The organism is Amycolatopsis halotolerans, assembly GCF_042647905.1.
GTDB lineage: Bacteria > Actinomycetota > Actinomycetes > Mycobacteriales > Pseudonocardiaceae > Amycolatopsis > Amycolatopsis halotolerans.
In genome coordinates, this window is the sequence record NZ_JBHRWI010000013.1 from 125,822 (window position 1) to 149,307 (window position 23,486).

20 protein-coding genes are annotated in these 23,486 nt (G+C 68.3%); 10 read left to right on the forward strand and 10 right to left on the reverse strand.

Features of this window, described 5'->3' with window-relative positions; genetic code table 11:
* The first annotated feature begins 76 nt into the window (after positions 1–76).
* Positions 77–940, forward strand: coding sequence for a hypothetical protein (locus ACFORO_RS09340; RefSeq protein ID WP_377896520.1), 864 nt, complete (start codon positions 77–79; stop codon positions 938–940).
* On the opposite strand, the gene ACFORO_RS09345 is transcribed toward ACFORO_RS09340, so the two are convergent.
* The 4 genes from ACFORO_RS09345 to ACFORO_RS09360 all read right to left on the reverse strand — a co-directional run bounded on the left by ACFORO_RS09345 (position 894) and on the right by ACFORO_RS09360 (position 5,000).
* Positions 894–1,751: a LysR family transcriptional regulator gene (locus ACFORO_RS09345; RefSeq protein ID WP_377867794.1), complete on the reverse strand. Its 858-nt coding sequence runs from the start codon at positions 1,749–1,751 to the stop codon at positions 894–896. The genes ACFORO_RS09340 and ACFORO_RS09345 overlap by 47 nt on opposite strands.
* Before the next feature lie 686 nt (positions 1,752–2,437).
* On the reverse strand, positions 2,438–3,190 hold the full coding sequence (locus ACFORO_RS09350) for an SDR family NAD(P)-dependent oxidoreductase (RefSeq protein ID WP_354750663.1): 753 nt from the start codon (positions 3,188–3,190) through the stop codon (positions 2,438–2,440).
* Positions 3,191–3,273: 83 nt separating this feature from the next.
* Positions 3,274–3,558: a hypothetical protein gene (locus ACFORO_RS09355; RefSeq protein WP_101437935.1), complete on the reverse strand. Its 285-nt coding sequence runs from the start codon at positions 3,556–3,558 to the stop codon at positions 3,274–3,276.
* A gap of 200 nt (positions 3,559–3,758) precedes the next feature.
* The gene (locus ACFORO_RS09360) at positions 3,759–5,000 is read right to left on the reverse strand and encodes a PucR family transcriptional regulator (RefSeq protein WP_377867793.1); all 1,242 of its coding nucleotides are present in this window, start codon (positions 4,998–5,000) and stop codon (positions 3,759–3,761) included.
* Between the two features lie 187 nt (positions 5,001–5,187).
* Here ACFORO_RS09360 and ACFORO_RS09365 point away from each other — a divergent pair, with 187 nt between their 5' ends.
* The 3 genes from ACFORO_RS09365 (at position 5,188) to ACFORO_RS09375 (ending at position 9,899) form a co-directional block, all read left to right on the forward strand.
* Positions 5,188–6,627 carry a class I adenylate-forming enzyme family protein gene (locus tag ACFORO_RS09365; protein ID WP_377867792.1) on the forward strand — a complete coding sequence of 480 codons (1,440 nt, stop codon included), beginning with the start codon at positions 5,188–5,190 and terminating at the stop codon, positions 6,625–6,627.
* A gap of 75 nt (positions 6,628–6,702) precedes the next feature.
* The gene (locus ACFORO_RS09370; RefSeq protein WP_377867791.1) at positions 6,703–8,487 is read left to right on the forward strand and encodes a DUF3556 domain-containing protein; all 1,785 of its coding nucleotides are present in this window, start codon (positions 6,703–6,705) and stop codon (positions 8,485–8,487) included.
* Complete coding sequence (locus ACFORO_RS09375; RefSeq protein ID WP_377867790.1) at positions 8,484–9,899, forward strand: phytoene desaturase family protein; 1,416 nt, start codon at positions 8,484–8,486, stop codon at positions 9,897–9,899. The genes ACFORO_RS09370 and ACFORO_RS09375 overlap by 4 nt, the downstream gene beginning before the upstream one ends.
* A gap of 3 nt (positions 9,900–9,902) precedes the next feature.
* On the opposite strand, the gene ACFORO_RS09380 is transcribed toward ACFORO_RS09375, so the two are convergent.
* Positions 9,903–11,453, reverse strand: a complete 1,551-nt coding sequence (locus ACFORO_RS09380; RefSeq protein ID WP_377867789.1) for an FAD-binding oxidoreductase — start codon at positions 11,451–11,453, stop codon at positions 9,903–9,905.
* A gap of 68 nt (positions 11,454–11,521) precedes the next feature.
* Here ACFORO_RS09380 and ACFORO_RS09385 point away from each other — a divergent pair, with 68 nt between their 5' ends.
* Positions 11,522–12,577: a DUF6670 family protein gene (locus ACFORO_RS09385; protein WP_377867788.1), complete on the forward strand. Its 1,056-nt coding sequence runs from the start codon at positions 11,522–11,524 to the stop codon at positions 12,575–12,577.
* On the opposite strand, the gene ACFORO_RS09390 is transcribed toward ACFORO_RS09385, so the two are convergent.
* On the reverse strand, positions 12,574–13,167 hold the full coding sequence (locus tag ACFORO_RS09390; RefSeq protein ID WP_354750656.1) for a TetR/AcrR family transcriptional regulator: 594 nt from the start codon (positions 13,165–13,167) through the stop codon (positions 12,574–12,576). The genes ACFORO_RS09385 and ACFORO_RS09390 overlap by 4 nt on opposite strands.
* 219 nt (positions 13,168–13,386) lie before the next feature.
* On the opposite strand from ACFORO_RS09390, the gene ACFORO_RS09395 reads away from it, so the two are divergent.
* Positions 13,387–14,139: an alpha/beta fold hydrolase gene (locus ACFORO_RS09395; protein ID WP_377896525.1), complete on the forward strand. Its 753-nt coding sequence runs from the start codon at positions 13,387–13,389 to the stop codon at positions 14,137–14,139.
* A 622-nt stretch (positions 14,140–14,761) separates the two neighbouring features.
* The gene (locus tag ACFORO_RS09400) at positions 14,762–16,192 is read left to right on the forward strand and encodes an APC family permease (RefSeq protein ID WP_377867787.1); all 1,431 of its coding nucleotides are present in this window, start codon (positions 14,762–14,764) and stop codon (positions 16,190–16,192) included.
* Position 16,193: 1 nt separating this feature from the next.
* Here ACFORO_RS09400 and ACFORO_RS09405 read toward each other — a convergent pair whose 3' ends face one another.
* A complete protein-coding gene (locus ACFORO_RS09405) occupies positions 16,194–16,424 on the reverse strand; it encodes a hypothetical protein (RefSeq protein ID WP_354750552.1) in 231 nt (76 codons plus the stop codon).
* Positions 16,425–16,595: 171 nt separating this feature from the next.
* Here ACFORO_RS09405 and ACFORO_RS09410 point away from each other — a divergent pair, with 171 nt between their 5' ends.
* The 3 genes from ACFORO_RS09410 to ACFORO_RS09420 all read left to right on the forward strand — a co-directional run bounded on the left by ACFORO_RS09410 (position 16,596) and on the right by ACFORO_RS09420 (position 19,788).
* Positions 16,596–17,774 carry a sensor histidine kinase gene (locus ACFORO_RS09410; protein ID WP_377867786.1) on the forward strand — a complete coding sequence of 393 codons (1,179 nt, stop codon included), beginning with the start codon at positions 16,596–16,598 and terminating at the stop codon, positions 17,772–17,774.
* Complete coding sequence (locus ACFORO_RS09415) at positions 17,775–18,440, forward strand: response regulator transcription factor (RefSeq protein WP_377867785.1); 666 nt, start codon at positions 17,775–17,777, stop codon at positions 18,438–18,440.
* A 280-nt stretch (positions 18,441–18,720) separates the two neighbouring features.
* Positions 18,721–19,788, forward strand: coding sequence for a catalase (locus ACFORO_RS09420; RefSeq protein WP_446681571.1), 1,068 nt, complete (start codon positions 18,721–18,723; stop codon positions 19,786–19,788).
* A gap of 24 nt (positions 19,789–19,812) precedes the next feature.
* Here the strand turns inward: ACFORO_RS09420 and ACFORO_RS09425 are convergent, their stop codons facing one another.
* From ACFORO_RS09425 to ACFORO_RS09435, 3 genes are all read right to left on the reverse strand, one after another.
* Positions 19,813–20,412 (reverse strand): MarR family winged helix-turn-helix transcriptional regulator, encoded by a 600-nt coding sequence (locus tag ACFORO_RS09425; RefSeq protein WP_377867784.1) that lies wholly within the window; start codon positions 20,410–20,412, stop codon positions 19,813–19,815.
* Positions 20,413–20,512: 100 nt separating this feature from the next.
* Complete coding sequence (locus ACFORO_RS09430) at positions 20,513–21,868, reverse strand: aspartate aminotransferase family protein (RefSeq protein ID WP_354750548.1); 1,356 nt, start codon at positions 21,866–21,868, stop codon at positions 20,513–20,515.
* Positions 21,869–21,881: 13 nt separating this feature from the next.
* Entirely contained in the window at positions 21,882–23,384 is a 1,503-nt protein-coding gene (locus ACFORO_RS09435) for a CoA-acylating methylmalonate-semialdehyde dehydrogenase (protein ID WP_377867783.1), read from the reverse strand.
* Between the last annotated feature and the right edge of the window lie 102 nt (positions 23,385–23,486).

Genomic DNA, 23,486 nt, shown 5'->3' on the forward strand with positions numbered 1-23,486 from the left:
CCGATCGATTTCATCGCTGAATCGCAGCGAAAACAGGTGTTGGACTGCGTGGCCGACGCGAGCCAATACTCGGCCCATGACGTCTGCGCCCGGCGACTCTGCCGAGGATCCCGCCCGAAGCGACGACCAGCACCTCGACGGTGGCGTGTCGGCGGACCGGTCCGCCGACACCGAGACCGGCCCAGAAGTTGAGGGAGGCGTAGCCGATCGTCGGAGCGCGCAGGACGGCGCTGCCCTCGGTGCGGTGAGCGCTGGCACGGTGGCCGACGCCAAGCTGATGGCGAGCGTCGACGCGGCACCCGGCGTCGACTCGGTAGCGAGTGTCGACGCGGTGCCTGGTGTCGGTTCGGTGGTGAGCGTGGACGCGGCAATTGGCGTCGATTCGGTGGCGAGTGTCGACGGGGCGGCCAGCGTTGACCCGGTGGCGAGCGTCAATGGGGCGGCCAGCGTTGGTCCGGTGCCGAGTGTCGAGTCGGCGGCCAACGTCGACCCAGCGGCTGGCGCCGAGCTGGCAGTCGGCGTCGGTTCGGCAGCCGATGCCGAGTCGCTGGCGGGCGTCGAGGTGGAGAGCCTTGACTCGGATGCCGGGCTGAACCGGCCTGCCGGTGCCGAATCGGTGGCCGGTGCGAGCCGCGCAGTCAATCTCAACCCGGTGTTGAGCGGCAATTCGGTGGCGAGCGTTAGCCCGGCAGCCGATGCCGAGTCGGTCGACAATCTGGCGGCCGATGTCGAGTCGGTCGACGGAGCGACTCGCGACGTCGTCCGGTTGTTGCGGCGGTTGGGCGGGCGCGCGTTCGCGTTGGCGTTCGTCGCCGGGATTACCGGGCTGACGACCGTCGCGTTGGTGTTGGGGTTGGTCGGGTTCGCGCTGGTGCTCGCGCCGGTGCGTGGGGTCAGGCGAGGAGGTGGGCCAGCAGCGCCCGTGCCGCCGGGTTGGTGAGGTTTGCCGAGCGGCCGGTCAGGTAGATCGTGCGGGCCAGCGTCGGCTGGGTGAGGTGGGCGAATGGCAAGCCGGACCTCGCGGCGACCTGTTCTGGGACCACGGTGACGCCAAGGCCAGCCGCGACCAGATCGACCAGCAGCGGGACGTTCGTTGCCTCGCATACCTGGTCGCGGCGGACTCCGGCTTCGGCGAAGGCGCGGTCAACCAGGACTTGCAGGCCGCTGCCGGTGAAATCTACGAAAGGTTCGCCGTCCAGTTCCGCCAGCCGGACTCGGCGCCGGGTCGACAGGCGGTGTCCGGGGTGAGTGAGCAGGACCAGGTTTTGCTGCCAGCTGGCGAATTCGGCCAAGTCCTCGGACAGCGGACCGCCCACATAGGACAGATCCAGTTCGCCGTCGGACACGGCGGCGGTCAGTCCGGGGATCGTGCCTTCCCGGACGCGCAGCCGGATTCCTGGGTACCGCGCGCGGAATTCGCCCAGCTTCGCGGGCAGGTCGATGACGGTCAGAGTCTGGATGGTTCCGATCGACACCCGGCCGCGCGCGAGGCCGGTCACCGCGGCTACCTCGCCGCGGGCGGAGTCGACGTCCGCGGCGATCTGGTGCGCCAGCGGGAGCAGGGCCTCGCCTGCGGGGGTGAGAGTCACTCGGCGGGTGGTGCGGTCGAACAGTTCCGCGCCGAGGTCGGCTTCCAGCTTCCGGACGGACGCACTGAGCGCGGATTGCACGACGTGCACGTCCTGGGCGGCGCGGGTGAAGTTGCGGTGCCGGACTACGGCGAGGAAGTGTTCGACCTGCCTCAGCTCCATCGGCTTCGCCTCCGTCTCGCCACCGGGAGTGGTGCTCGCTGAACGTACCGCGCGGATCGGATCGCGACGGCGGATCTGGCCAGAGGCAGGAGTCACGGCAGCCGGGCCGATGGTGAGCCGGAGCGGGAGGCGGTGGGTTCGCGCGGGCCGCGGGTGCCGTGCTCGGTGAGACGCGGAGGGGTGGGCGCGCGATGGGCCGGTGTCGTGCCTCATCGGCCGGGCGGTCGGGTGTGAAGAGCTCGGCTCGCCGGAGCTCGTAGGAGACGGACGGCTGGGGTGAGCGGTGGCGGGCCAGGCGGTTGGCTGGGCGGACTGGGGCGGCTGAGCGCGAACGGTTCGTTCCGCTGGAGTCGGCGCGAGGTGGACGGCTCACGGGGATACGTTGCCGGGTCCAGTGGTTGGCCGGGGCGGGCTCCCGGTGGGCTCGCCAGCCGGAGTTGGGGAAGCGGGCAGCGCAGGCGGAGGGTGTGCAGGAGGACCCGCCGAAGCGCCTGGGGCTCCCGCCGAATTCTGCGGGAGCCCCAGAGCGCCGACAGCGCCGACAGCGCCGACGGGGCTGAGAGGGCCGACGGGGCTGAGAGGGCCGACGGGGCTGAGAGGGCCGACGGGGCTGAGAGGGCCGACGGGGCTGAGGGAGTCGACAGGACCAACAGAGCCCCGACAGGGCCGACAGGGCCGAGAGAGTCTTACTGGGCCGTGTACCCGCCATCCACCAAGATCTCCACCCCGGTCACATACGACGATTCCGCGGAAGCCAGGAACAGGATCACGTCAGCGACCTCCTGCACCTCCCCGGTCCGCCCCATCGGCACGCCCTCCACCTGCTTCGCTCGCCACACCGGATCCGTCGAGCCGCGGGAGGTGCGCATCGGTGGCAGGAGGCCGGGAGCTACTGCGTTGACTCGGATGCCGTCGCCCGCGTAGTGGACCGACGCGGTGGTCGTCATCGCTTTGATCGCGCCCTTCGAGGCGGCATAACCCAGGTGCACCCCGATCTGGCCGATCGAGGCTGAGATCGAGGTCAGGTTCACGATCGAACCACCGCCCCTGCCCGACATCGCAGTGGCGCCGTGTTTGATGCCCAGGAACACCCCGCGGGCGTTGACCTGCAGCAGGCGGTCGTAGAAGGCCGTACTGGTGAGGTCCGGGTCGAAGGTGCCGCTGATGCCGGCGTTGTTGACCAGGACGTCCAGCTTTCCGTGCTGGTCCAGGACGGCGGCGAGGACAGCTGCCCAGGAGTCTTCGTCGGTGACGTCCAGGCGGCGGTATTCGGCTTGGCCGCCGACCGCGCGGATCTCTTCGGCTACGGCAGTGCCATCCGCGTCTTCGACGTCGGTGACGATGACGGTCGCGCCTTCGCGGGCGAACGTCAGGGCGGCCGCCCGGCCCATTCCGCTCGAGGCGCCGGTGATCAGGGTGATCTTGTCGGCCAATCGCATAGGGGGTGCCCTTTCGCTGGGTGGGGAGACCCCAGTCTGAGCGGGTGCGTCGGCAGGTCGTGGCGAGGGGGGTGGCCCAAAGATCAGGCCAGCTCAGCGGAGACGACGGACGAAAGGTCGCGCAGGGCGTCCAGCAGGGCATCGAGCGCATCGGGGCTGACCAGGACCGTGCTGACCATGCTGCTTTCGCGGACGCCCTCGCGGACGTCGACGGACAGTTCGTGGATCAGCTTCCCGTGCTGGGTCAGCGTGGCGACCAGGCCGGGGATCTGGTCGATGCCGCCGACGAAGTACGTCGCGATCCGGCGGCGGACCAGCATGGCCGGGGCGGAGGTGTACGGGGCGGAGGAAAAGGTGCTCAAGGACATGGCGTTTCTCCAGGAAGAAGGATCTGGCGGGAAGAGGGCCAGGTCCCGGAGAAAAAAGGCGTACGCCAGCATGCGCGCCGGCAGCCTGGTTCAGCCGGCGCGCTGGGTTACGAGTCGCTCGGACGTCATGAGGCGCAGCACGGCGTCAGGCTAACACGGCGACCCGAGAAGGCAAAAGAATCCACAATGGACAGACGGGGTCAGCCGGGTTCGTTCCACGGCAGGCGCTTGCGCAGCAAAGTGGCCGCACGCAGGGCGACTTCCACTTCCAGCCGGTGTTCGGCCAGCGGTCGTCCGCACAGTTCCTCGGCCTTGCGGACGCGATAGTGGACGGTGTTCTTGTGCAGGTGCAGCCGGGCGGCGGCATGCGTGTAGCTGCCGTCGGTGTCGAGGAAGACTCGCAGCGTTTCGCGCAGTTGTTCGGTGCCGGGATCGTCGGCGACGAGGTCGCCGAGGACCCGCGCGATCCAGCGGTACACGTCCTCGGACTGTTCGGTGAGCAGGGCGGCGATCGCGACGTCGTCGAACAGCACCACGCTCTGGCTCTGGTCCTCGTTGGTCTCCGCGACGGCCCGCGCTCGCACCGCCTCGCGCAGCGAACCGCGGAATCCGGCCAGTCCGTAGCCTGGCGCGCCCAGAGCCAGTCGCAGGCCGCCGCCGATGCCGGTGATTCCGGAGCGGAGGCGGTCGACCTCGATGTCGTCGCGTTCTGTGCTGACTGTCCAGCTCCACAGGGTGCGGTCGTCCGCCAGCATGGTGAGCGCTGGACCGCGTCCGCACACCTCCTGTAGCAATCGGGCCGCGGCCTGCAGTTCGCCCGCACCCTCGGCGGGCAGCCACGCGACGGCCGCGCGGTGCCACTGCCGCATCGGGAAGGCGAGGAGCTGTTGTGCGGCGTCCTCGGTCAGCGTGTCCGAATCGAGGACCAGCCGGATCTGCGCCGCCCGCGCGGCTCCGGTGCGACTGCTCCAGCGCCGGCGTTCGGTCTCGAAGATGTCGATGAGGCCCTCGATGACCTGGTCGATGTAGCGGTTGGTGCGGCGGGACAGTTCCGCCAGGACGCCGAGCGCGAGCTGGGTGTCGATGTTCGGCTGCCGCTCCAGCGCCTCGATCGCCCACTGTTCGAAGCGGTGCTCGCCGAGCCTGTACGCGCGCAGCAGTGCTTCCAGCGACAGCTCGTGCTGGGCGAACCGGCGCGCGTACTCGGCCGCGGCGGGCGGGACGGTGATCCGGTCGAGGGGGATGGAATGCGACAGCATGTCGAGGATCGCGACCAGATTCGCCGACGTGCTGGCGATCATGAGCTTCCGGACCGTCTCGTCGTGCCGGAATTCCGGGATCATCTCGACGAACCAGTCGGTCAGCTCGGTGGTGCGCGCGGTGAGATCGGCGTCGATGGCGTGCGCGATCTCGGCCACGACGGCGTCGACGGCGTCGGACATGGCGGTCAGGGTAGCCACCGGACCGCCCCGGCGACAGGCGAGCGGCGTCGTTCACCCCCTCGGTGCGGGCGGTTGTGACCCCGGCACAACGACCGGCGAAGCCTTCGGTTCTGCGGCCTATGGCTTGGGTCACGGCCCGTCCTTACCGTCATTTCCCACTAAGCCGCCCTGGGAAAGGACTTCGACGATGCACCTCGCGGCGCTGCCTGAAGCACGAGCCCGGCGGAACCCGAACCGGCCCTGTCTCGCTGACGAACACGGCGAACTCGGCAACGCCGGATTCGCGGTGCGGGTGCGCAGCGCGGCGGCCGCGTTGCGGCAGCGAGGGGTCGGCGCGGGCGACGTTGTCGCGGTGCTGCTGCCGAATCGGGTCGAGTTCGCGGTGGTGTTGTTCGCGGCCTGGCGGCTCGGGGCCGCAGTCACGCCGGTGAATCCGGAGCTGACCGACGGCGAGGCGTCGTTCCAGATCGCGGACGCGAAGGCGAAAGTCGTGGTGGGACAAGAGGATTCGGATCTGGTGACGCTGCGGCTCGAGCAACTGGCGACCGCCGCGCCGGACGACGGGCCAGTGGTCGACGACGAGCAGGCCGTCGCGTTGCTCATTTACACCAGCGGCACGACGGGACAGCCGAAGGGCGTCGTGCTCGACCACGCCAACGTGCGGGCGATGACCGAAATGATCGTCGACGCGCTCGAACTCGGCGCAGCGGACCACAGTTTGCTGATCTTGCCGCTGTTTCACGTCAACGGAATCGTGGTCAGCGTGCTCGCGCCGCTGCTCGCCGGCGGCCGCTCGACGATCACCGCGAGATTCCGCGCCGACGATTTCTTCGACACGATCGAACGTGTCCGTCCGACGTATTTCTCCGCCGTACCAGCGATTTACGCGCGGCTGGCGGGTCTCCCGGACACCGTGCGGCCGGACACTTCGTCGCTGCGGCTGGTGGTTTGCGGTGCCGCGCCGATGCCCGCCGAGCTGATCCAGCGGGTCGAGGAACGGTTCGGGGTGGTGGTCGTCGAGGGCTACGGACTGTCTGAGGGAAGCTGCGCGTCGACGCTGAACCCGCTGGCCGGGCCGCGCAAACCGGGCACCGTCGGGCGTCCGCTGCCCGGGCAGGAAGTCGCGCTGATGGATCCGCGAGGCAGGCTGACCGACGGTCCCGGCGAGGTCGTGGTCCGCGGTCCGAACGTGATGCGCGGCTATCTCAACCGGCCCGAGGCCACCGCCGCGACGATCGTCGACGGCTGGCTGCACACCGGCGACGTCGGGCGGTTCGACGAGGACGGCTACCTCGTCCTGGTCGACCGCATCAAGGACATGATCATCCGGGGCGGGGAGAACCTCTACCCCAAGGAGATCGAGAACGCACTGCACGCACATCCGGCGGTGCTGGAAGCCGCGGTGGTCGGCGCGCCGCATCCGGTGCTCGGCGAGCTGCCGGTCGCGACCGTGACGCTGTACCCGGCCGCGGTCGTGAGCGAGGCCGAGTTGCTGGAGCACTGCCGCGCCCGGCTGACGCGGGTGAAGGTGCCGGTGCGGATCGACATCGTGCCCGCGCTGCCGCGGAATCCGGTCGGCAAGATCGACAAACCGGCGCTGCGCCGCGAACTCGCCGCCGCGAGCTGATTCCGCTCCTCAGAGAACAATCCGTGCCCGCATGAGCGGGTCCGGTCGATGCTGTCCGGAGAAAGGCAGAGAACAATGGGGTTCAAGACAGGGGATTTTCCCCCGGTCGATCCGGAAACCTTCCTGCGGAAGCCACTGTTTGAACGGACCAGGGCGCTCGCGCTGCACTGGGTCCAGTTCGGATTCGGCTCGCCCAAAATGATCCCGGCCACGTACGTGGTGAAGCTGCTCTTCCTCTACGTGCTGGCCGGGGTGGCGCTGGTGACGGCGACGTCCGGCGTCGGCCCGTTCTGGGACGTCGCCGCGTGGTGGCACGAACCGGTCGTTTACCAAAAGCTCGTGCTGTGGACGGTATTGCTGGAAGCCGTCGGAGTCGCCGGTTCCTGGGGACCGATCGCGGGCAAGTTCAAGCCGATGACCGGTGGGATTCTGTTCTGGGCGCGTCCTGGCACGATCCGGCTGCGGCCGTGGAAGCGCGTCCCGTTCACCAAGGGAGACCAGCGAAACGGCTTCGATGTGCTGCTGTATCTGGCTTTCCTCGCCACGCTGCTGACCGCGATCGTCATGCCTGGCGTCCCGAACGCCGCGTTGTCGGCCGCGCTGCCGGGCAACACCTCGGGCCTCGTGCGTCCGGCGTTGCTGATCGCGCCGATCGCGCTGTACGTGCTGAATGGCTTGCGGGACAAGACAGTTTTCCTTGCCGCGCGGGGTGAACAGTATCTGCCCGCGTTGGTCTTCTTCGCCTTCCTGCCGTTCGTGAACATGATCATCGCCGCGAAGCTGTTGATCTGCCTGGTCTGGATCGGCGCGGGCGTCTCGAAGTTCGGCAAACACTTCACGAATGTGGTGCCGCCGATGGTGTCCAACAGCCCGTGTGTGCCGTTCAAGTGGCTGAAGCGAGCGCATTACCGGGATTTCCCGAACGACATCCGGCCGTCGAAACTCGCGTCGTTCATGGCGCACGTCGGCGGGACGACGGTGGAAATCATCACCCCGCTGGTGTTGCTGTTCTCGACCAACCACTGGGTCACGCTCGCCGGGGTCGCGCTGATGGTGGTGTTCCACCTGTTCATCACGTCCACCTTCCCGCTGGCCGTACCGCTGGAGTGGAACATTCTCTTCGGCTACCTCGCGATCTTCCTGTTCCTCGGCTTCCCGGCGAGCGCTGGATACGGCGTCGGCGACATGACACCGGGCTGGCTGGCCGGCGTGATCGCGGCCGCGCTGCTGTTCTTCCCGATCCTGGGCAACCTGCGGCCGGATCTGGTGTCGTTCCTGCCGTCGATGCGGCAGTACGCGGGCAACTGGGCGTCGGCGCTGTGGGCCTTCGCGCCGGGGGCCGAGGCGAAGCTGAACACGTTGCCGCACCGGCCGACGAAAAACCAGGTCGACCAGCTGCAGGAGATGGGTTACCCGGCCGAAATCGCCGAGATCACCATGCAGCAGACGATCGCCTGGCGGTCGATGCACAGCCAGGGCCGCGGGTTGTTCTCCGTGCTCGCGAAGAACTTGCCGGACCTCGACGCGCGGACGGTGCGCGAGGCCGAGTTCGGCTGCAACTCGATCCTCGGGTTCAACTTCGGCGACGGGCACCTGCACGGCCTCGACTTCGTCAACGCGGTGCAGAAGCGGGTCGGATTCGCGCCCGGGGAGTGGATCGTGGTGTGGGTCGAGTCGCAGGCGATCCACTCGAAGGTGCAGCATTACCAGGTGATTGACGCGGCGCTGGGCGTGATCGAGCGCGGCCACTGGACGGTGGCCGACGCGGTCAACGAACAGCCGTGGCTGCCGAACGGCCCGATTCCGCTCACCGTCACTTGGACCGCGAGCCCGGCGACGACGAGCAGCGTGCTGGCATGACGACGGCAGTGGTGGTCGGCAGCGGTCCCAACGGGCTCGCCGCGGCGGTGGTGCTGGCACGCGCCGGGGTCGACGTGACGGTGCTGGAGGCCGCTGACGAGATCGGCGGCGGCACCCGCACCTACGAGGCGATCGTCCCTGGCCTGCTGCACGACCACTGCTCCGCGACGCATCCGATGGCGGTCGGCTCGCCCGTCCTGACCGGCCTCGGGCTCGACCGGTACGGCCTGCGCTGGCGGCTGCCGGAGATCGACTGCGTGCACCCGCTCGACGACGGCACCGCCGGAGTCCTGCGACGCTCGGTCTCCGACACCGCCGCCGGGCTCGGCCCGGACGAACGCCGCTGGTCAGCGCTGTTCTCCTCGCCCGCGCAGAACTACGACGCGCTGAGCGAGGACATTCTCGGCCCGCTGCTGCGGGTGCCGAAACATCCATTGCTGCTGGGCCGGTTCGGTCTGCCGACGGTCGCCCCGGCGACCGTGCTGGCCCGGTACTTCCGCACTGAACAGGCTCGTGCGCTGTGGCTTGGCGTTGCGGCGCACGCGTTCCGGCCGCTGGATCGTCCGCTGTCGTCGGCGATCGGGCTCGGCATTCTCACCGCTGGCCACCGGCACGGCTGGGCAGTCGCGGAGGGCGGGTCGCGCGCGATCAGCGACGCCTTGGCCGCTCTGGTGGCCGACTTCGGCGGGAAGATCGAGACCGGCGTGCGGGTGCAGTCGGTCTCGCAGCTTCCTCGGGCGGACGTGGTGGTGTGGGACGTCGGACCTCGCACACTGGCGTCGGTGCTCGGCGACCGGTTGCCGTCGCGGATCCAGCGGGCGTACGAGCGGTTCCGCTACGGTCCGGGTGCGTTCAAAGTGGATTTCGCGGTGCAGGACGGAATTCCGTGGCGGTCGCCGGAAGCTCGGTCGGCTGGGACTGTCCACTTGGGAGGATCGGCAGCGGAAGTCGCGACGGGTGAGCGGGAAGTACACAATGGACGAATGCCGGAACGGCCGTTTGTATTGCTGGGTCAGCAATACCTGGCCGACCCGTCCCGGTCGGTCGGTGATGTGCATCCGGTATGGGCGTACGCGCATGTGCCGCATGGATACACCGGCGACGCCACCGAGGCGATCACCGCGCAGATCGAACGGTTCGCACCGGGATTCCGGGAGCGCGTCATCGGCTCGGTGACCACATCGTCGGCGGAATTCGCTGCGGGGAACCCGAATTTCGTCGGCGGGAACATCCTCACCGGAGCGAAAGACATGCGGCAGCTGGTGTTCGGCCCGCGGGCGACCTTGCAGCCGCACGACGTCGGCGTTCCGGGCCATTTCGTGTGTTCCGCGGCCACGCCGCCGGGGCCGGGCGCACACGGGATGTGCGGCAGTCACGCGGCGGCGCGGGCGTTGCGGTACCTGCGGCGGTAAGGATTACCGGATCAGGACGCCCGGGTTCAGCACTCCGGCGGGGTCGAGGGCGTCCTTCGCCGCGGACAGGGCGGCGGCGAACGGGTCCGGGCGCTGCCGGTCGTACCACGGGCGGTGGTCGCGGCCGACCGAGTGATGGTGGGTGATTGTTCCGCCGTTGGCCAGGATCGCTTCGGACACAGCGGTTTTCAGCTCGTCCCACTGCGCGACGGTGCTGCCCCAGCGGCCGGTCGCGTAGATGCCGTAGTACGGCGCGGGGCCGTCCGGGTAGACGTGGGTGAACCGGCAGGTCACGACGCCTGCGCCGCAGATCTCGGCGATCGCCGCGTTCGCGGCCGTCGTGACTGCCTCGTGCAGTGACTCGAACGCGTCCCAGGTGCAGGCGGTCTCGAAGGTCTCCACCACCATCGACCGGCGGGCGAGCGCGTCGCGCTGGTACGGCATCCGCAGGAAGGCCGATCGCCACGCCGAACCGGATTCGCCGCGACGGGCGGTGACGGTGCCGCCGTGATCGGCGGTCAGTTCGAGGGCGCGGTCCAGCCAGGCGTCCACCGGATGGTCGGCGGACTCGAACGCGAGCAGCAGCAAGCCGTCCGCCTGGACGCCGGTGTTGAGGAACGCTTCCGCGGCGTCGAGGAGACGGCAGTTCGCCGGGTACAAGCCGGACTGGGCGATCGCCCGGGTCGCTCGTACTGCGTCGGCATACCTGGTGAAGCTCACCGACGCTTTCGCCTGCCAGCGCGGACGTTCCTGGAGACGCATCCAGGCTTCGGTGATCACGCCCAGTGTGCCTTCCGAGCCGAGGAACAGCCGATCCGGCGACGGTCCGGCCCCCGAACCGGGCAGCCGGCGCGACTCGCTGACGCCGGCCGGAGTCACGACGCGCAGGGATTCGGTGAGGTCGTCGATGTGCGTGGCCAGCGTGGCGAAGTGGCCGCCGGCGCGCGTCGCCAGCCAGCCGCCGAGCGTGGAGTGCGTGAACGACTGGGGGTAGTGCCGCAGCGTCAGGCCGTGCGGGCGGAGCCGGTCCTCCAGTTCGGGCCCGTACGCGCCAGCCTGGATGCGTGCGGTGCGGCTCGTCTTTTCGATCTCCACGACCTGGTCGAGGCGGCCGAGATCCAGCGACACCGCGGGCGCGGGGAACCGCGGTTCGATGCCGCCGACGACGGAACTGCCGCCGCCGTACGGGATTACCGGGGTGCCGCTGGTGGAACACCAATCCAGGAGGTCGAGCACGTCCTGCTCGGACTCCGGGCGCGCGACGACGTCCGGCACCGCTTCGACCCGTCCTTCCAGGTTCCGGACGACGTCGCGGAACGCCTTGCCGCGCGCGTGCGAAAGCCGGTCGGTCCGGTCGGCCGAGCACAGCCGGGCCAGTGCGGCGGGCGGCCGGAGCCGGGATGGCGGCACCGGCAGATCGTCCGGGCAGGGAGGAGCGTGGTCGGTGAAGTTGTGGGCGGGAAGCAAGGCGGACGTGCGCGCGACCAGCGCTTCCGACTCTTCGGCGGTCAGTGCTTCCTCGGTGTCGCCCCAACCCCACCAGGACCGTGTCATCCGACTGCTCCCTTCCGAATTGACCCAAGAGTAACTTACTCTAGGGTAATAGGCACTGAGGAGGAAAGATGAGCGTGCTGACCGCTGCCGCGCCGTTCGTGGTGAACCGGGTGCTCCCTCGCTTCGACCAGCGGATCGAGGAGTCCGCGAAGCCGTTCGACCGGCCCGGCCTGCTGCGGCCGCATCCGGACTCGCGGACCTGGGCGTGGACGCATTACGGCATCTTCGTGCCGGAGCTGCCCGCGCCGCATCGCTACCTCAACACGATGACGCTGATCGGCAGCACTGGCGCGGTTTGTTTCGACAACGACTACCTCGCGACCTCCGATGCGCGCCGCACCACGACTGTCCTGTCGTCTACTGCCGCGCCTGGGCATCATCACTATCAGGCTTACGATTCGCACACTGAATGTCGTTTCGCGGAGGACGGTTCGCGGCTGGAGTGGGATTCGGATCTTGCTATCGAGGCGGCGCATCCGTCGTATCAGGTACATGCGCGTTATGACGGGTTCTCGGCGGACTTGGCGATCACTGCCACGCCTCAGGTGTCTTGGTTCGTGCGGAATCCGGCGTATGACCATTTGAGCCTGCTTGCCACTTTCACCGGGATGATTACTGACGACACTGGTGAGACTGAGATCGGTGGGCTCTGCACTGTCGAGTACGCGAGATCGGTTTCGCCGCAAGCGCTTCGGCGTACGCCACTGCCTCAGCGGTTCAAGCTGCCGATCGACTTCTTTACCTATCAGATCATCAATCTTGATGACCGGACGCAGTTGTTGCTGACCGATGTTCGGGCGGCTGGGGCTACGGCTTGTCGGCTTGCCTATGTGCGCACGCTTGACGGGGATGCCGCGGTGTTTCGTGAGGTCCAGTTCGAGGTGGACTATCGAGGAGGGCCGGAGGTTGATCCGCGGGGGCGGGAGATGCGGGTGCCGGAGCGTTTTCGGTGGACGGTGCGGGACGGGGCGGAGGAAGTCGTGGCGTTGGAGGCTGTTGTGGACAGTCCATTGCGGTATGGGCATGGGCGCGGTTATGTCGGCGCGTACACGTATTCCGGGGCGTTTCGGCGGCGGCCGGTGTCGGGGAGCGGGTACTTCGAGTGGGTGGATTGCGAAAGTTAGCCGCGCAGGGAGGTGAGGATTCTCGCGCAGCGCTGGGTGGTGGTTTCGGCGGTTTCTTCCGGGTGCTCCAGCCACCAGTTGACGGTGGCGGCTACTGCGCCGTACCAGATCCGGGCGAAGAGGGAGGCGTCCGCGGGGTCGGCGAAACCGGCTGTGGACAGGGCTTCTTGGGTGCCTTCCGCGCCTAGTGCGGACAGTTTGCGGCGGTAGGAGCGGGCGGCTTCGTCCACTGCGGAGTTCGGCGGGAGGGTGGGGTCCCAGAGGACCGCCCAGTCCAGGCGGCGGGGCTCCAGGGTGCGGAAGATCGCTTCCAGGGTGCCGAGGGCGCGGGTGAGGCCGGTGCCGGTTTGGGCTTCGGTGACCGCGTCGACCAGCGGGGCCGCGCCGCGGTGCAGGCAGGCCAGGTAGAGGCCGTCTTTGGAGTCGAAGTAGCCGTAGACGAGCGGTTTGGAAATTTCCGCCCGGCGGGCGATGGCGGCTACTGAGGCGTGGGCGTAGCCCTGGGCGCCGAACTCCTGGACGGCGGCGTCGAGGATCAGCCGCTCCCGTTCGGGGCGCGGCATTCCTTTGCTGCCTGCCGAATTTGCCACGTCGTCAGCATAGCTGATGTCGGCTGCTGGGCGATTGGGTCCATTGTGGACGCTGGGGCGCGAAGGCCGGGTAGGCTGCTCGCGTAGGTTTTCGCGAGGCAGGGGAGTGTCGCTGTGTCTACTCATCATCTTGCTACTGACGGTGCGGACATCGTCTACGACGTGCACAACCAGCCGGTCGGGGAGGGGACTCGGCCGTTGGTGATGATCGGGCAGCCGATGGACGCCAGCGGGTTTGGGACGCTTGCCGGGTTGTTTCCGGAGCGGGCGGTGGTTACCTATGATCCGCGGGGGCTTGGGCGCAGTACCCGGTCCGATGGGGCTACGGAGAATCGGCCTGAGGTTCAGGCCGGGGATGTGCATGCGGTGATTTCGGCTCTGGGGGCGGGGCCTGTTGATCTGTTCGCCAGCAGTGGCGGGGCGGTTACCGCGTTGGCGTTGGTGGCTCGGTATCCGGGGGATGTGGGGACGTTGGTGGCGCATGAGCCGCCGGTTATCGCGGCGTTGCCGGATGTCGAGGGGGCCGCGCGGGCTTGTGACGGGGTGACTGAGCGGTATTTGGCTCGGGGGTGGGGATATGGGATGGCTGCGTTTATCGCTATGACCAGTTGGGTTGGGGAGTTTACTGAGGAGTTCTTCGCGCAGCCTGCGGTTGAGCCTGGGCAGTTCGGGTTGCCTGGCGAGGATGACGGGAAGCGGGATGATCCGTTGTTGTCTTCGCGGTCTCGGCCGGTTATTGACTATGCGCCGGATTTTGCCGCGTTGAAGGCTGTCGGGAGCCGGGTTGTGCTGGCGGTGGGGGAGGAGACTGGGGATACGTTTACTGGCCGGACTGTTCGGGCTCTTGCCGCGCGGTTGGGGATGGGGGTGACTGTGTTTCCCAGTCATCATGGGGGGTTTCTTGGTGGGGAGCACGGGTATGCGGGGAAGCCGGAGGAGTTTGCTGTTCGGTTGCGGGAGGTTTTGGGGTGAGCTGCTCGTCGCCTGGCGGCGACATTGCTGCCTTGGTTGCGTGGGGCACCCCGAAGGTTGATTGTGCTGACGGTTCGGGGGTGCTTGTCAAGGCGGGAAAGATGCCTTGACAAGCACCCCCGAACCGCAGAGAAGGCTTCGTATCGGGGTTGGGGGAGGGGCTGGGTGCCTCGATGCGTGGGTGCATCGGCGGCGGTTTCGGGTTGGGGCTAGCGCCCCAATGTGGCGTTGGGTGCGTCAGATGCACCGAACGCCACATTGGGTGCGTGGGACGCACCGAACGCCGCATTGGGTGCGTGGGACGCACCGAACGCCGCATTGGGTGCGTGGGACGCACCGAACGCCGCATTGGGTGCATCGCGGAGGTGGGGGTGGTCCGTGAAGGGCTCCTTGAGGGAATCTGAGTCCGTGAAGGGGCCCCTCACGGACCGCCGCTGGTCGTGAGGGGAACCCTGAGGGACTCTGATTCCCTCAGGGTTCCCCTCACGGAAAGCGCGACCAGGGGCGGGGTGCGCGGATTGCCAAGACCTCTGCCTGCGGCGACAAGGCGATAGGCCGCTGAGCAAGCAGACTGGGACGCTCGCGGGGCAACGGTCGCCCTGGAGTGGATCGGGAGGCCTGGATGGCACAGCAGTCGACACCGGAGGCCGTCGGAGGGCAGCTTCGCGCTGATGCGTTGGGGACTGGCGGGATCGCGTTTCTCGTGTTGGCGGCTGTCGCGCCGTTGACGGGGATGGTCGTGATCGCGGGGCTGGGGATCGCGCTGGGGAACGGTGGCGGGATGCCCGCGTCGTTCCTGATCGCTGGGGTCGTGCTGTTGTTGTTCGGCATTGGGTACGCGCGGATGAGCCGGTACGTCTCCAATGCCGGTGGATTCTACGCGTATCTTGTCGCGGCGTTGGGGCGTCCGGCTGGGCTTTCCGGGGCGTTCGTCGCGTTGGCTGGGTACAACTGTTTCGTGGCTGGGGCGGTGGGGACCTCCGGGGCGTTGACGGGGGGTGTCGTCAACCGGGTATTTCATCTTGATTTGCCGTGGGAGTTTTGGGCTGGGTTGTCGGTTGCCGCGGTGTTTTTGCTGAGTCGGCGTGGGGTTGACGTTTCGGCGAAAGTGCTTGCCGTGTCGTTGATCCTTGAGGTCAGCATTCTGGTCGTGTTCGACGTCGCGGTGCTGGTGAAGTCCGGGTATTCGTTCAGTGCGTTGTCGCCCGCGGTCGTGACGTCCGGGTCGATCGGACTGGGGTTGTTGTTCGCTGCCACGTGTTTCATCGGGTTCGAGGCGACGGCGCTGTTCAGCGAGGAAGCGCGTGACCCGAACAAGTCAGTGCCGCGGGCTACCTACATTGCGGTGATCGCGATCGGAGTGTTCGCGGCGGTCACGTCGCTGGCGTTGGTGAGTGCGATCGGGGTGGGGAGCGCGAAATCTGTGGCGCAGGACCATCTCGCGGCTGGCGATCTGTTGCTCGCTACCTCGCAGGATGTTCTCGGGACTGTGCTCACTGATGTCATGCAGTTGCTGCTTGTGGTGAGTTTGTTCGCCGCGTTGCTGGCGCTGCACAACTCCGCTAGTCGCTACATCTACGCGCTTGCTCGTGATGGTGTGTTGCCGAAGGCGTTGGGGCGCACGGTTTCTGGTACGCCGCGTAACGCCAGTGCGGCGCAGATCGGGTTCGCTACCGTGGTGGCGGCGATCTTCGCGGTGCTGGGGCTTGACCCGGTCGCGTTCTTGACGTCGTCGATGACCGGGTTCGGGACGTTGGCGATCCTCGTGCTGCAGGCGATGGCGTCGATCGCGGTGGTGGTGTTCTTCCGGCAACGACGGGATCCGCATTGGTGGAGCACGTTCGTCGCGCCGGGGCTGGGCGGGGCCGGGTTGATCGGGGTAATTGTGCTGGCTGTGGTGAATTTCTCGACGATGGCTGGGTCGGACGCCGCGTGGATCGGGCTGTTGCCGTGGTTGTTGCCGATCCTGATTGTCGCTGGCTTGGCGATGGCGGTCTATTTGCGACGGAGGCGGCCCGAGACGTATGCGGCGCTCGGGCCGGACGTGCATTGAGTCAGCTTTTCGTCTTGGTCCGGTTGGCGCCCCAGCTGGCGATTGCTATTCCGATGAGCGTCAGCACTATTAAGGCGATGAGCTGACCGGTCCATCCGCCGGGGACCCAGTCGAACGCACCCCACAGCTGGCGTGCGTCGTGGTCGAAGAAACTGCGGATCGCGGCCTGTGCGCATACGACTGTGATCACCATGCCGACCGTTTGCACTGCTGTGTAGCCGCCCTTGCTCATGTGTTCTCCCCTGGCTCGTGGTGGCTCAAGTGTGGCGGTCGGCAAGCAGCTGTGCATCGGACCTGCGGAGCGGATCGGGGCCGACCAAAGTCGAGGGATACGACTTTGGTCTAAAGCTGCGCTGTGCCGTGGACGGCTGCACGGGCCGGGCGGATCGGCGAAGATGAGCGGGTGATCGTTCCGCAGGTCAGGCTCAAGGCGTGGCAGCAGGGGTGGCGGCTGCTCGTGGCCGCGCTGCTTGGGGTGTTCGCCTGGGTCGCGGTGACCGCCCAGCTGCCGGAGGGGTCTGACGACCCGCGGATCGGGTGGCTGCTCTTCGGCGACCCGATTATCGGCATCGGGTGCCTGGTCGCGACGTTGTGGCGGCGAAAGTATCCGCTCTCGATCGCGACCGGGGTGGTGATCGTCTCGGCGGTGTCGTCGTCCGCGGGAGGGGCGGCGCTGCTCGTGCTCGGGTCGCTCGCCACCCGGCGCCGGCCGCTCGAGACTGCGTTCATCGGGTTTGCCTGCATCGCGACGGGGGCGATCACCGAAGGTATTTACCCGCGCGGTGCGGATCCCGACCCCTGGTGGCTGTCGGTGGCGTTCATCGTGCTGATCACCGGCATCGTCGTGGCGGTCGGGGCGGCGATCGGGGCGCGGCGCGAGGAGTTGCAGTCGCTGCGGGAACGTGCGGAGAGCGCGGAACGCGAGCAGGTCGCGCGGGCGGCGGAGGCGCGGATCGTCGAGCGGCATCGGATCGCGCGGGAGATGCACGACGTCCTCGCGCATCGGGTTTCGCTGGTCGCGATGCAGGCCGGGGTGCTGGGGCATCGGACGGATCTGCCTTCTGACCAGGTGTCGCTGTTGGCCAAGGGGATCGCTGACGGCGCGCATCAGGCGCTGGAGGAGTTGCGGGAGGTGCTCGGGGTGCTCCGGGCGAGTCCGGGTGGGCTTGAGCCGCCGCAGCCGTCGCTCGCGACTTTGCCCGCGCTGGTCGCCGATGCGCGGGCGCTGGGGGTCAACGTCGCGTACACCCCGGAATCCATCGGCACGCCGCCGGATCTGCTTGCGCGGACGGTGTACCGGATTGTCCAAGAAGGACTGACCAATGCCGGGAAACACGCACCTGGCGCGGAAGTGTGTGTCACGGTGGAGGGCGGGGAAGGCGACGGCCTGCGCGTGACTGTGCGGGATTCGGGGGCAGCGAGGGGTGAGAAGCCGCCGCCGTCGGCCGGGTTCGGGTTGCTGGGGCTGTCCGAGCGGGTCGAGCTCGCCGGTGGTGAACTTGACCATCACGCGGACCCGGACGGCGGGTTCGTGCTGACCGCGTGGCTGCCGTGGCCTGCCCGCGGCGAAGGGAGCGAGTGAGTGGACCGGGTGCGGGTCGTGATCGTCGACGACGATCAGTTGGTGCGGATGTCGTTGCGGCTGATGCTCGACGGCGAAGCCGACCTGGAGGTCGCCGGCGAGGCCGCGGACGGCGACGCCGCCATCGACGAGGTCCGCCGGATCCGGCCGGACGTCGTGCTGATGGACGTGCGGATGCCCGGCCGCGATGGCCTGAGCGCCACCGAAGCCATCCTCCGCTGGCCGGACCCGCCGCGGATTCTGGTCCTGACCACCTTCGACTCCGACGAGATGGTGCTCGGCGCGCTGCGGGCCGGGGCGCTCGGCTTCGTGCTCAAGGACACCCCGCCGCCGGACATCCTGGCCGCGGTGCGCGCGGTCGCCGACGGGAATCCCGCGCTGTCCCCGGCGGCCACCAGCAGGTTGATCACCGCGGCGATGGGGCCGCAGTCGTCGGAGACCCGGCGGACCGCGCGGGAGGCGGCGCGGGCGCGGCTGGCCGCGTTGACCGAACGCGAACGGGACACCGCGCGGGCGATCGCGGAGGGGCTGTCGAACGCCGAGGTCGGGGCGCGGCTGCACATCAGCGTGGCGACGGTGAAGGCGCATACGAGCAGCCTGTTCGCGAAGCTGGGCGTGGTGAACCGGGTGCAGATCGCGCTCGTGGTGCGCGACAGCGAGGAGTGAGCAGTGCGCAAATCTCCGCGACGAGCCGCACGCGCGCAGGTATTCGGAAAATGAGAGCGTGTTCGCCGATGGAATGCGAATCGGTCTATCGGGAATAGTCTGACTGGGTAATTGACGCTGTTTGTCGTAGCGAATCACCCGTTCGTTCCGGACGGTTTTCCGCGAGTCCTCACTAGTTTCCGGCTGGTTCTCCGCGCCGACGACGAAAGAGGGGCAGTTCACCGACAGCCAGAACAGCCTCACCGTCAAGCACGACATCAGCGGCTACCCGAGGGCCGCGTTGTTCAGCAAGGTCGGCAACGAGGTCGAGACGTTCGTGCGCTTCTCGACCGTCGCCGGGGAACGCGGCGCGGCGGACGCCGAACGCGACATCCCGAAGACCTACCGGCACATGCACGGTTTCGGCTCGCACACCTTCAGCCTGATCAACGACGCGGGCGAGCGGCACTGGGTGAAGTTCCACCTGCGCACCCAGCAGGGCATCGAGAACCTGACCGACCGGGAAGCGGACGCGCTCATCGGCGAGGACCGCGAATCGCACCAGCGCGACCTGTACGAGGCCGTCGAGCGCGGCGACTATCCTAAGCGGACGCTGTATGTGCAGCTCATGCCGGAGGCGGACGCGGCGACCTACCGGTTCCACCCGTTCGACCTGACGAAGGTGTGGAGCAAGAAGGACTACCCGCTCGTCGAGGGCGGGGAGCTGGAGCTGAACCGGAATCCGGAGAACTACTTCGCCGACGTCGAGCAGGCCGCGTTCACCCCGGCCAACCTGGTGCCGGGTATCTCGGTGAGCCCGGACAAGATGTTGCCCGGCAGACTGTTTTCCTACGGCGACGCGACTCGCTACCGGCTCGGCGTGAACCACCACCAGATCCCGGTCAACTGCCCACACGCGGCGACGCTGGTGAACACCTATCACCGCGACGGCGCGACGCGAGTGGACGGCAACCAGGGCGGGGTGCCGGGCGTGCGGCCGAACTCCTTCGGGCGGTGGGCGGAGCAACCGCAGTATGCCGAGCCCGCGGGGGCCACTGGTGCGGTCGCGGACCGGTTCGACTACCGCGAGGACGACGACAACCTGTTCCGGCTGCTTGACGGAGGTGCGCGGCAGCGGCTTTCGAGAACACGGCACAGGGGATCAAGGACGCGCGCAAGGAGACTGTCGATCGGCATATCGACAACTGCGCCAAGGCGGATCCGGCTTACGGCGCTGGGGTGCGGAAGGCGTGTGAGGAGATCGGGGCGTTGTGACCGGCTCCGGATCCGGTCGCCGCTGTCCGTGAGGGGAACCCTGAGGGACTCTGAGTCCGTCAGGGTTCCCCTCACGGACGGTTGGCAAGGCTGAGGCGACGCAGTTGTTGGCGAGAGGTCAGGCGGGTGCCTGCACGTGTTCCGGGCAGTCGGTGCGCAATTCCGTCAACTCCAAGGGTTTCCCCATCAAGTGACAATGGTGCGGAGCCCTCGGATCGGGATGCTCGTCCCGCCCGAAGAACCGGCACGTCGTGCACACCCGGGCCACGCTGATCGCGCCGCCGCGCTGCAGGTCCGCGATCACCCGCAACAACGTGTTCAGCGTCGTAGCCCGATCTGTTTCCGGCACCGCGGCCAGCGACTGCACCAGCTGCTGATCCCATGCCGACAGTGCCGCAGCGGCCGCGAAGCCGCGCTCGGTCAGGGTGAGCAGGCGACGTCGGCCGTCCGAGCCGGGTGAGCGCGTCAGGAGTTCTTTGCGCTCCAGGGCGCTGATCGCGTCGGACATCGTCGGGGTGGTGACGTCGAACTCCGCGGCCAGTGCGTTGACCTCGCGGCGCGGCGCGGGATGGCGGGAGAGCGACAGCACCGCCTGTTGCTGCAGCGGCGAAAGACCCTGCGTGCGGGCGCTGCGCTGGGAAAGCGCGCGCAGGCCGTTCCCGAGCCGCTCGATGGCGTCGGCCAGTCGGCGGTCGAGGCCGGGTTGGTGCTCGGGCATGCGCGCCGCCTCGCGGTTAGGACTCCTTTACTCATGATAGGCGACGGCACGTAAGAAGGCCGGGACCACACGGTCCCGGCCCCCTCCCTCGCCAGTTGGCTCAGACGAGTTTCTGCGCCTCGAGCAGCGCGTCCCGCAGGATCTGCTCCATTTCGTCGAACTCCGCCTGCCCGGCGATCAGCGGCGGAGCGAACTGGACGACCACGTCGCCCCGGTCGTCCGGACGGCAGTAGAGGCCGCGGTCGAACAGCGCGCCCGGCAGGAAGCCGCGGACGAGGCGTTCCCGCTCGTCAGCGTCGAACGTCTCGCGGGTCGCCTTGTCCTTGACCAGTTCGACGGCCCAGAAGTAGCCGTCGCCGCGGACGTCGCCGACGATCGGCAGGTCAAGCAGCTTGCCAAGGGTCGCCTCGAACGCGTCCTGATTGTCCAGCACGCGCTGGTTGAGTCCTTCCCGCTCCATCAGATCGAGGTTCGCCAGCGCGACCGCGGCCGAAACCGGGTGACCGCCGAACGTGTACCCGTGCGGGAAGCCGACTCCCGCGCGGAGGAACGGCTCCATCACGCGGTCCGACGCGATCAGCGCGGCGATCGGGCTGTAGCCGGAGCTCAGCCCCTTGGCGCAGGTCAGCAGGTCCGGCTGGAGGCCGAACTTCTCGCTGGCGAACGTCGTGCCGTGCCGCCCGAACGCGCAGATCACCTCGTCGGCGACCAGGAGCACGTCGTGCCGGTCGCAGATTTCCCGCACCCGTTCGAAGTACCCGGGCGGCGGCGTGAGGCAGCCGCCGGAGTTCTGCACCGGTTCGAGCACGACCGCGGCGACCGTGTCCGCGCCCTCGAACAGGATCGCTTCCTCGATCCGGTCCGCGGCCCAGCGGCCGAACGCTTCGAGGTCGCCGGCGAACTCCGGATGCCGGTACAGGTTGGTGTTCGGCACGCGGAAACCGCCCGGCGCGAGCGGTTCGAAGTCCTTCTTCATCGCGGGCAGCCCGGTGATCGCGAGCGCGCCGTGCGGGGTGCCGTGGTAGGCCACCGCGCGGCTGATCACCTTGTGCTTGCCGGGTTTCCCGGTCAGCTTGAAGTACTGCTTCGCGACCTTCCACGCGGACTCGACCGCCTCGCCGCCGCCCGTGGTGAAGAAGACGCGGTTGAGGTCGCCCGGCGCGAGGTGCGCGAGCCGTTCGGCCAGTTCCGCCGCCGGTTTCGTGGCATAGCCCCAAATCGGGAAGTACGCCAGCTCGTTCGCCTGCTGTGCGGCGACTTCCACGAGTTCCCGGCGGCCGTGTCCGGCCTGCACGACGAAAAGCCCGGCCAGGCCGTCGAGGATGCGGCGGCCGCGGTCGTCCCACACGTGCACGCCCTCGCCGCGGGTGATCACCGGGACCGGCGAGTCCTGGTAATTTCCCATGCGGGAGAAGTGCATCCACAGGTGCCGGGCTGCTGCCGACTGGGTGTCCATCGCAGATCCCCTCTCAGACGTTCTGCGGGAAGCCGAGGTCGAGTCCGCCCTGTTCGGGGCCCGGCCAGCGGGTGGTGACGACCTTGGCGCGGGTGAAGAAGTGCACGCCCTCGCCGCCGTGCGCGTGGGTGTCGCCGAACAGCGAGTTCTTCCGGCCGCCGAACGAGTGGTAGGCCACCGGAACCGGCACCGGGACGTTCACGCCGACCATGCCCGCCTCGACGTCGGCGGAGAACTGGCGGGCCGCGCCGCCGTTGTTGGTGAAGATCGCCGCGCCGTTGCCGTACGGTCCCGCGTTGATCAGCTCGATCGCGTCGGCGAACGTCTCCACGCGCACCACCGAAAGCACCGGGCCGAAGATCTCGTCGGTGTAGATCGGCATGTCCGGGCGGACGTTGTCGAACACCGTCGGGCCGACGAAGAACCCGTTGCCGTCCGCGTCGAACTCGCCTTGGCGGCCGTCCAGCACCAGTGTCGCGCCAGCTTCGGCTCCGGCGGCGATGTAGCCGGACACGCGGTCCTTCGCCGCTTCGGTGACCAGCGGGCCCATGTCGCAGCCGCGGGTGCCGTCGCCGGTCACCAGGGTCTTCGCGCGGTCGGCGATCCGCGGCACCAGCGCGTCGGCGACGTCGCCCACCGCGACCACCACCGACACCGCCATGCAGCGTTCGCCCGCGGACCCGAAACCGGCGCTGACGGCCTGGTCGGCGACCAGGTCGAGGTCGGCGTCGGGCAGCACCACCATGTGGTTCTTCGCGCCGCCGAGCGCCTGGACACGCTTGCCGTTCGCCGTGCCGGTCTCGTAGACGTACTGCGCGATCGGGGTCGAGCCGACGAACGAGACCGCTTCGATGTCCGGGCTGTGCAGCAGTGCGTCGACCGCGGTTTTGTTGCCGTGCAACACGTTGAACACGCCTTCAGGCAGACCGGCTTCGCGCCACAGCTCAGCGATCCAGTTCGCGGCGGTCGGCACCTTCTCCGACGGCTTCAGCACGACGGTGTTCCCGGCGGCGATCGCGATGGGGAAGAACCACATCGGGACCATCGCAGGGAAGTTGAACGGCGAGATGATCGCGACCGGGCCGAGCGGCTCGCGCAGCGAGGTGACGTCGATGCCGGTCGACGCGTTGGCCGTCGCCGCGCCCTTGAGCAGTTGCGGGATCCCGCAGGCGAACTCGACGACCTCCAGGCCGCGTGCGACCTCGCCCGCCGCGTCGGAGAGCACCTTGCCGTGTTCGGCGGTGATGATCGCGGCCAGTTCGGGCGCGCGTGCGTCGAGCAGTTCGCGGAACCGGAACAGCACCCGGCTGCGCTTCGCCAGGGAAGTCTTGCGCCAGGACGAGAACGCGGCTTTCGCGGCGGCGATCGCGGCCTCGGCGTCCGCGGCCGAGCCGAGCGGCACGCGCGCGGTGACCTTCCCGGTCGCCGGGTTCGTGACGTCCCCGTAGCCGTCCGGCGCGCCTGCTGCTGCACCGCCGGCGATCCACTGGGACAGCGTCGGCACGGAATCGCTCATCGAGCCACCTTTCTTCCTGGTATTCGCCCTCTGAGGGTCCCTCCCGGAAGGGGCGCGGGTAACCGGCGAATCGTCGGTTTGCGGGGGCCTTGCTTTACACAT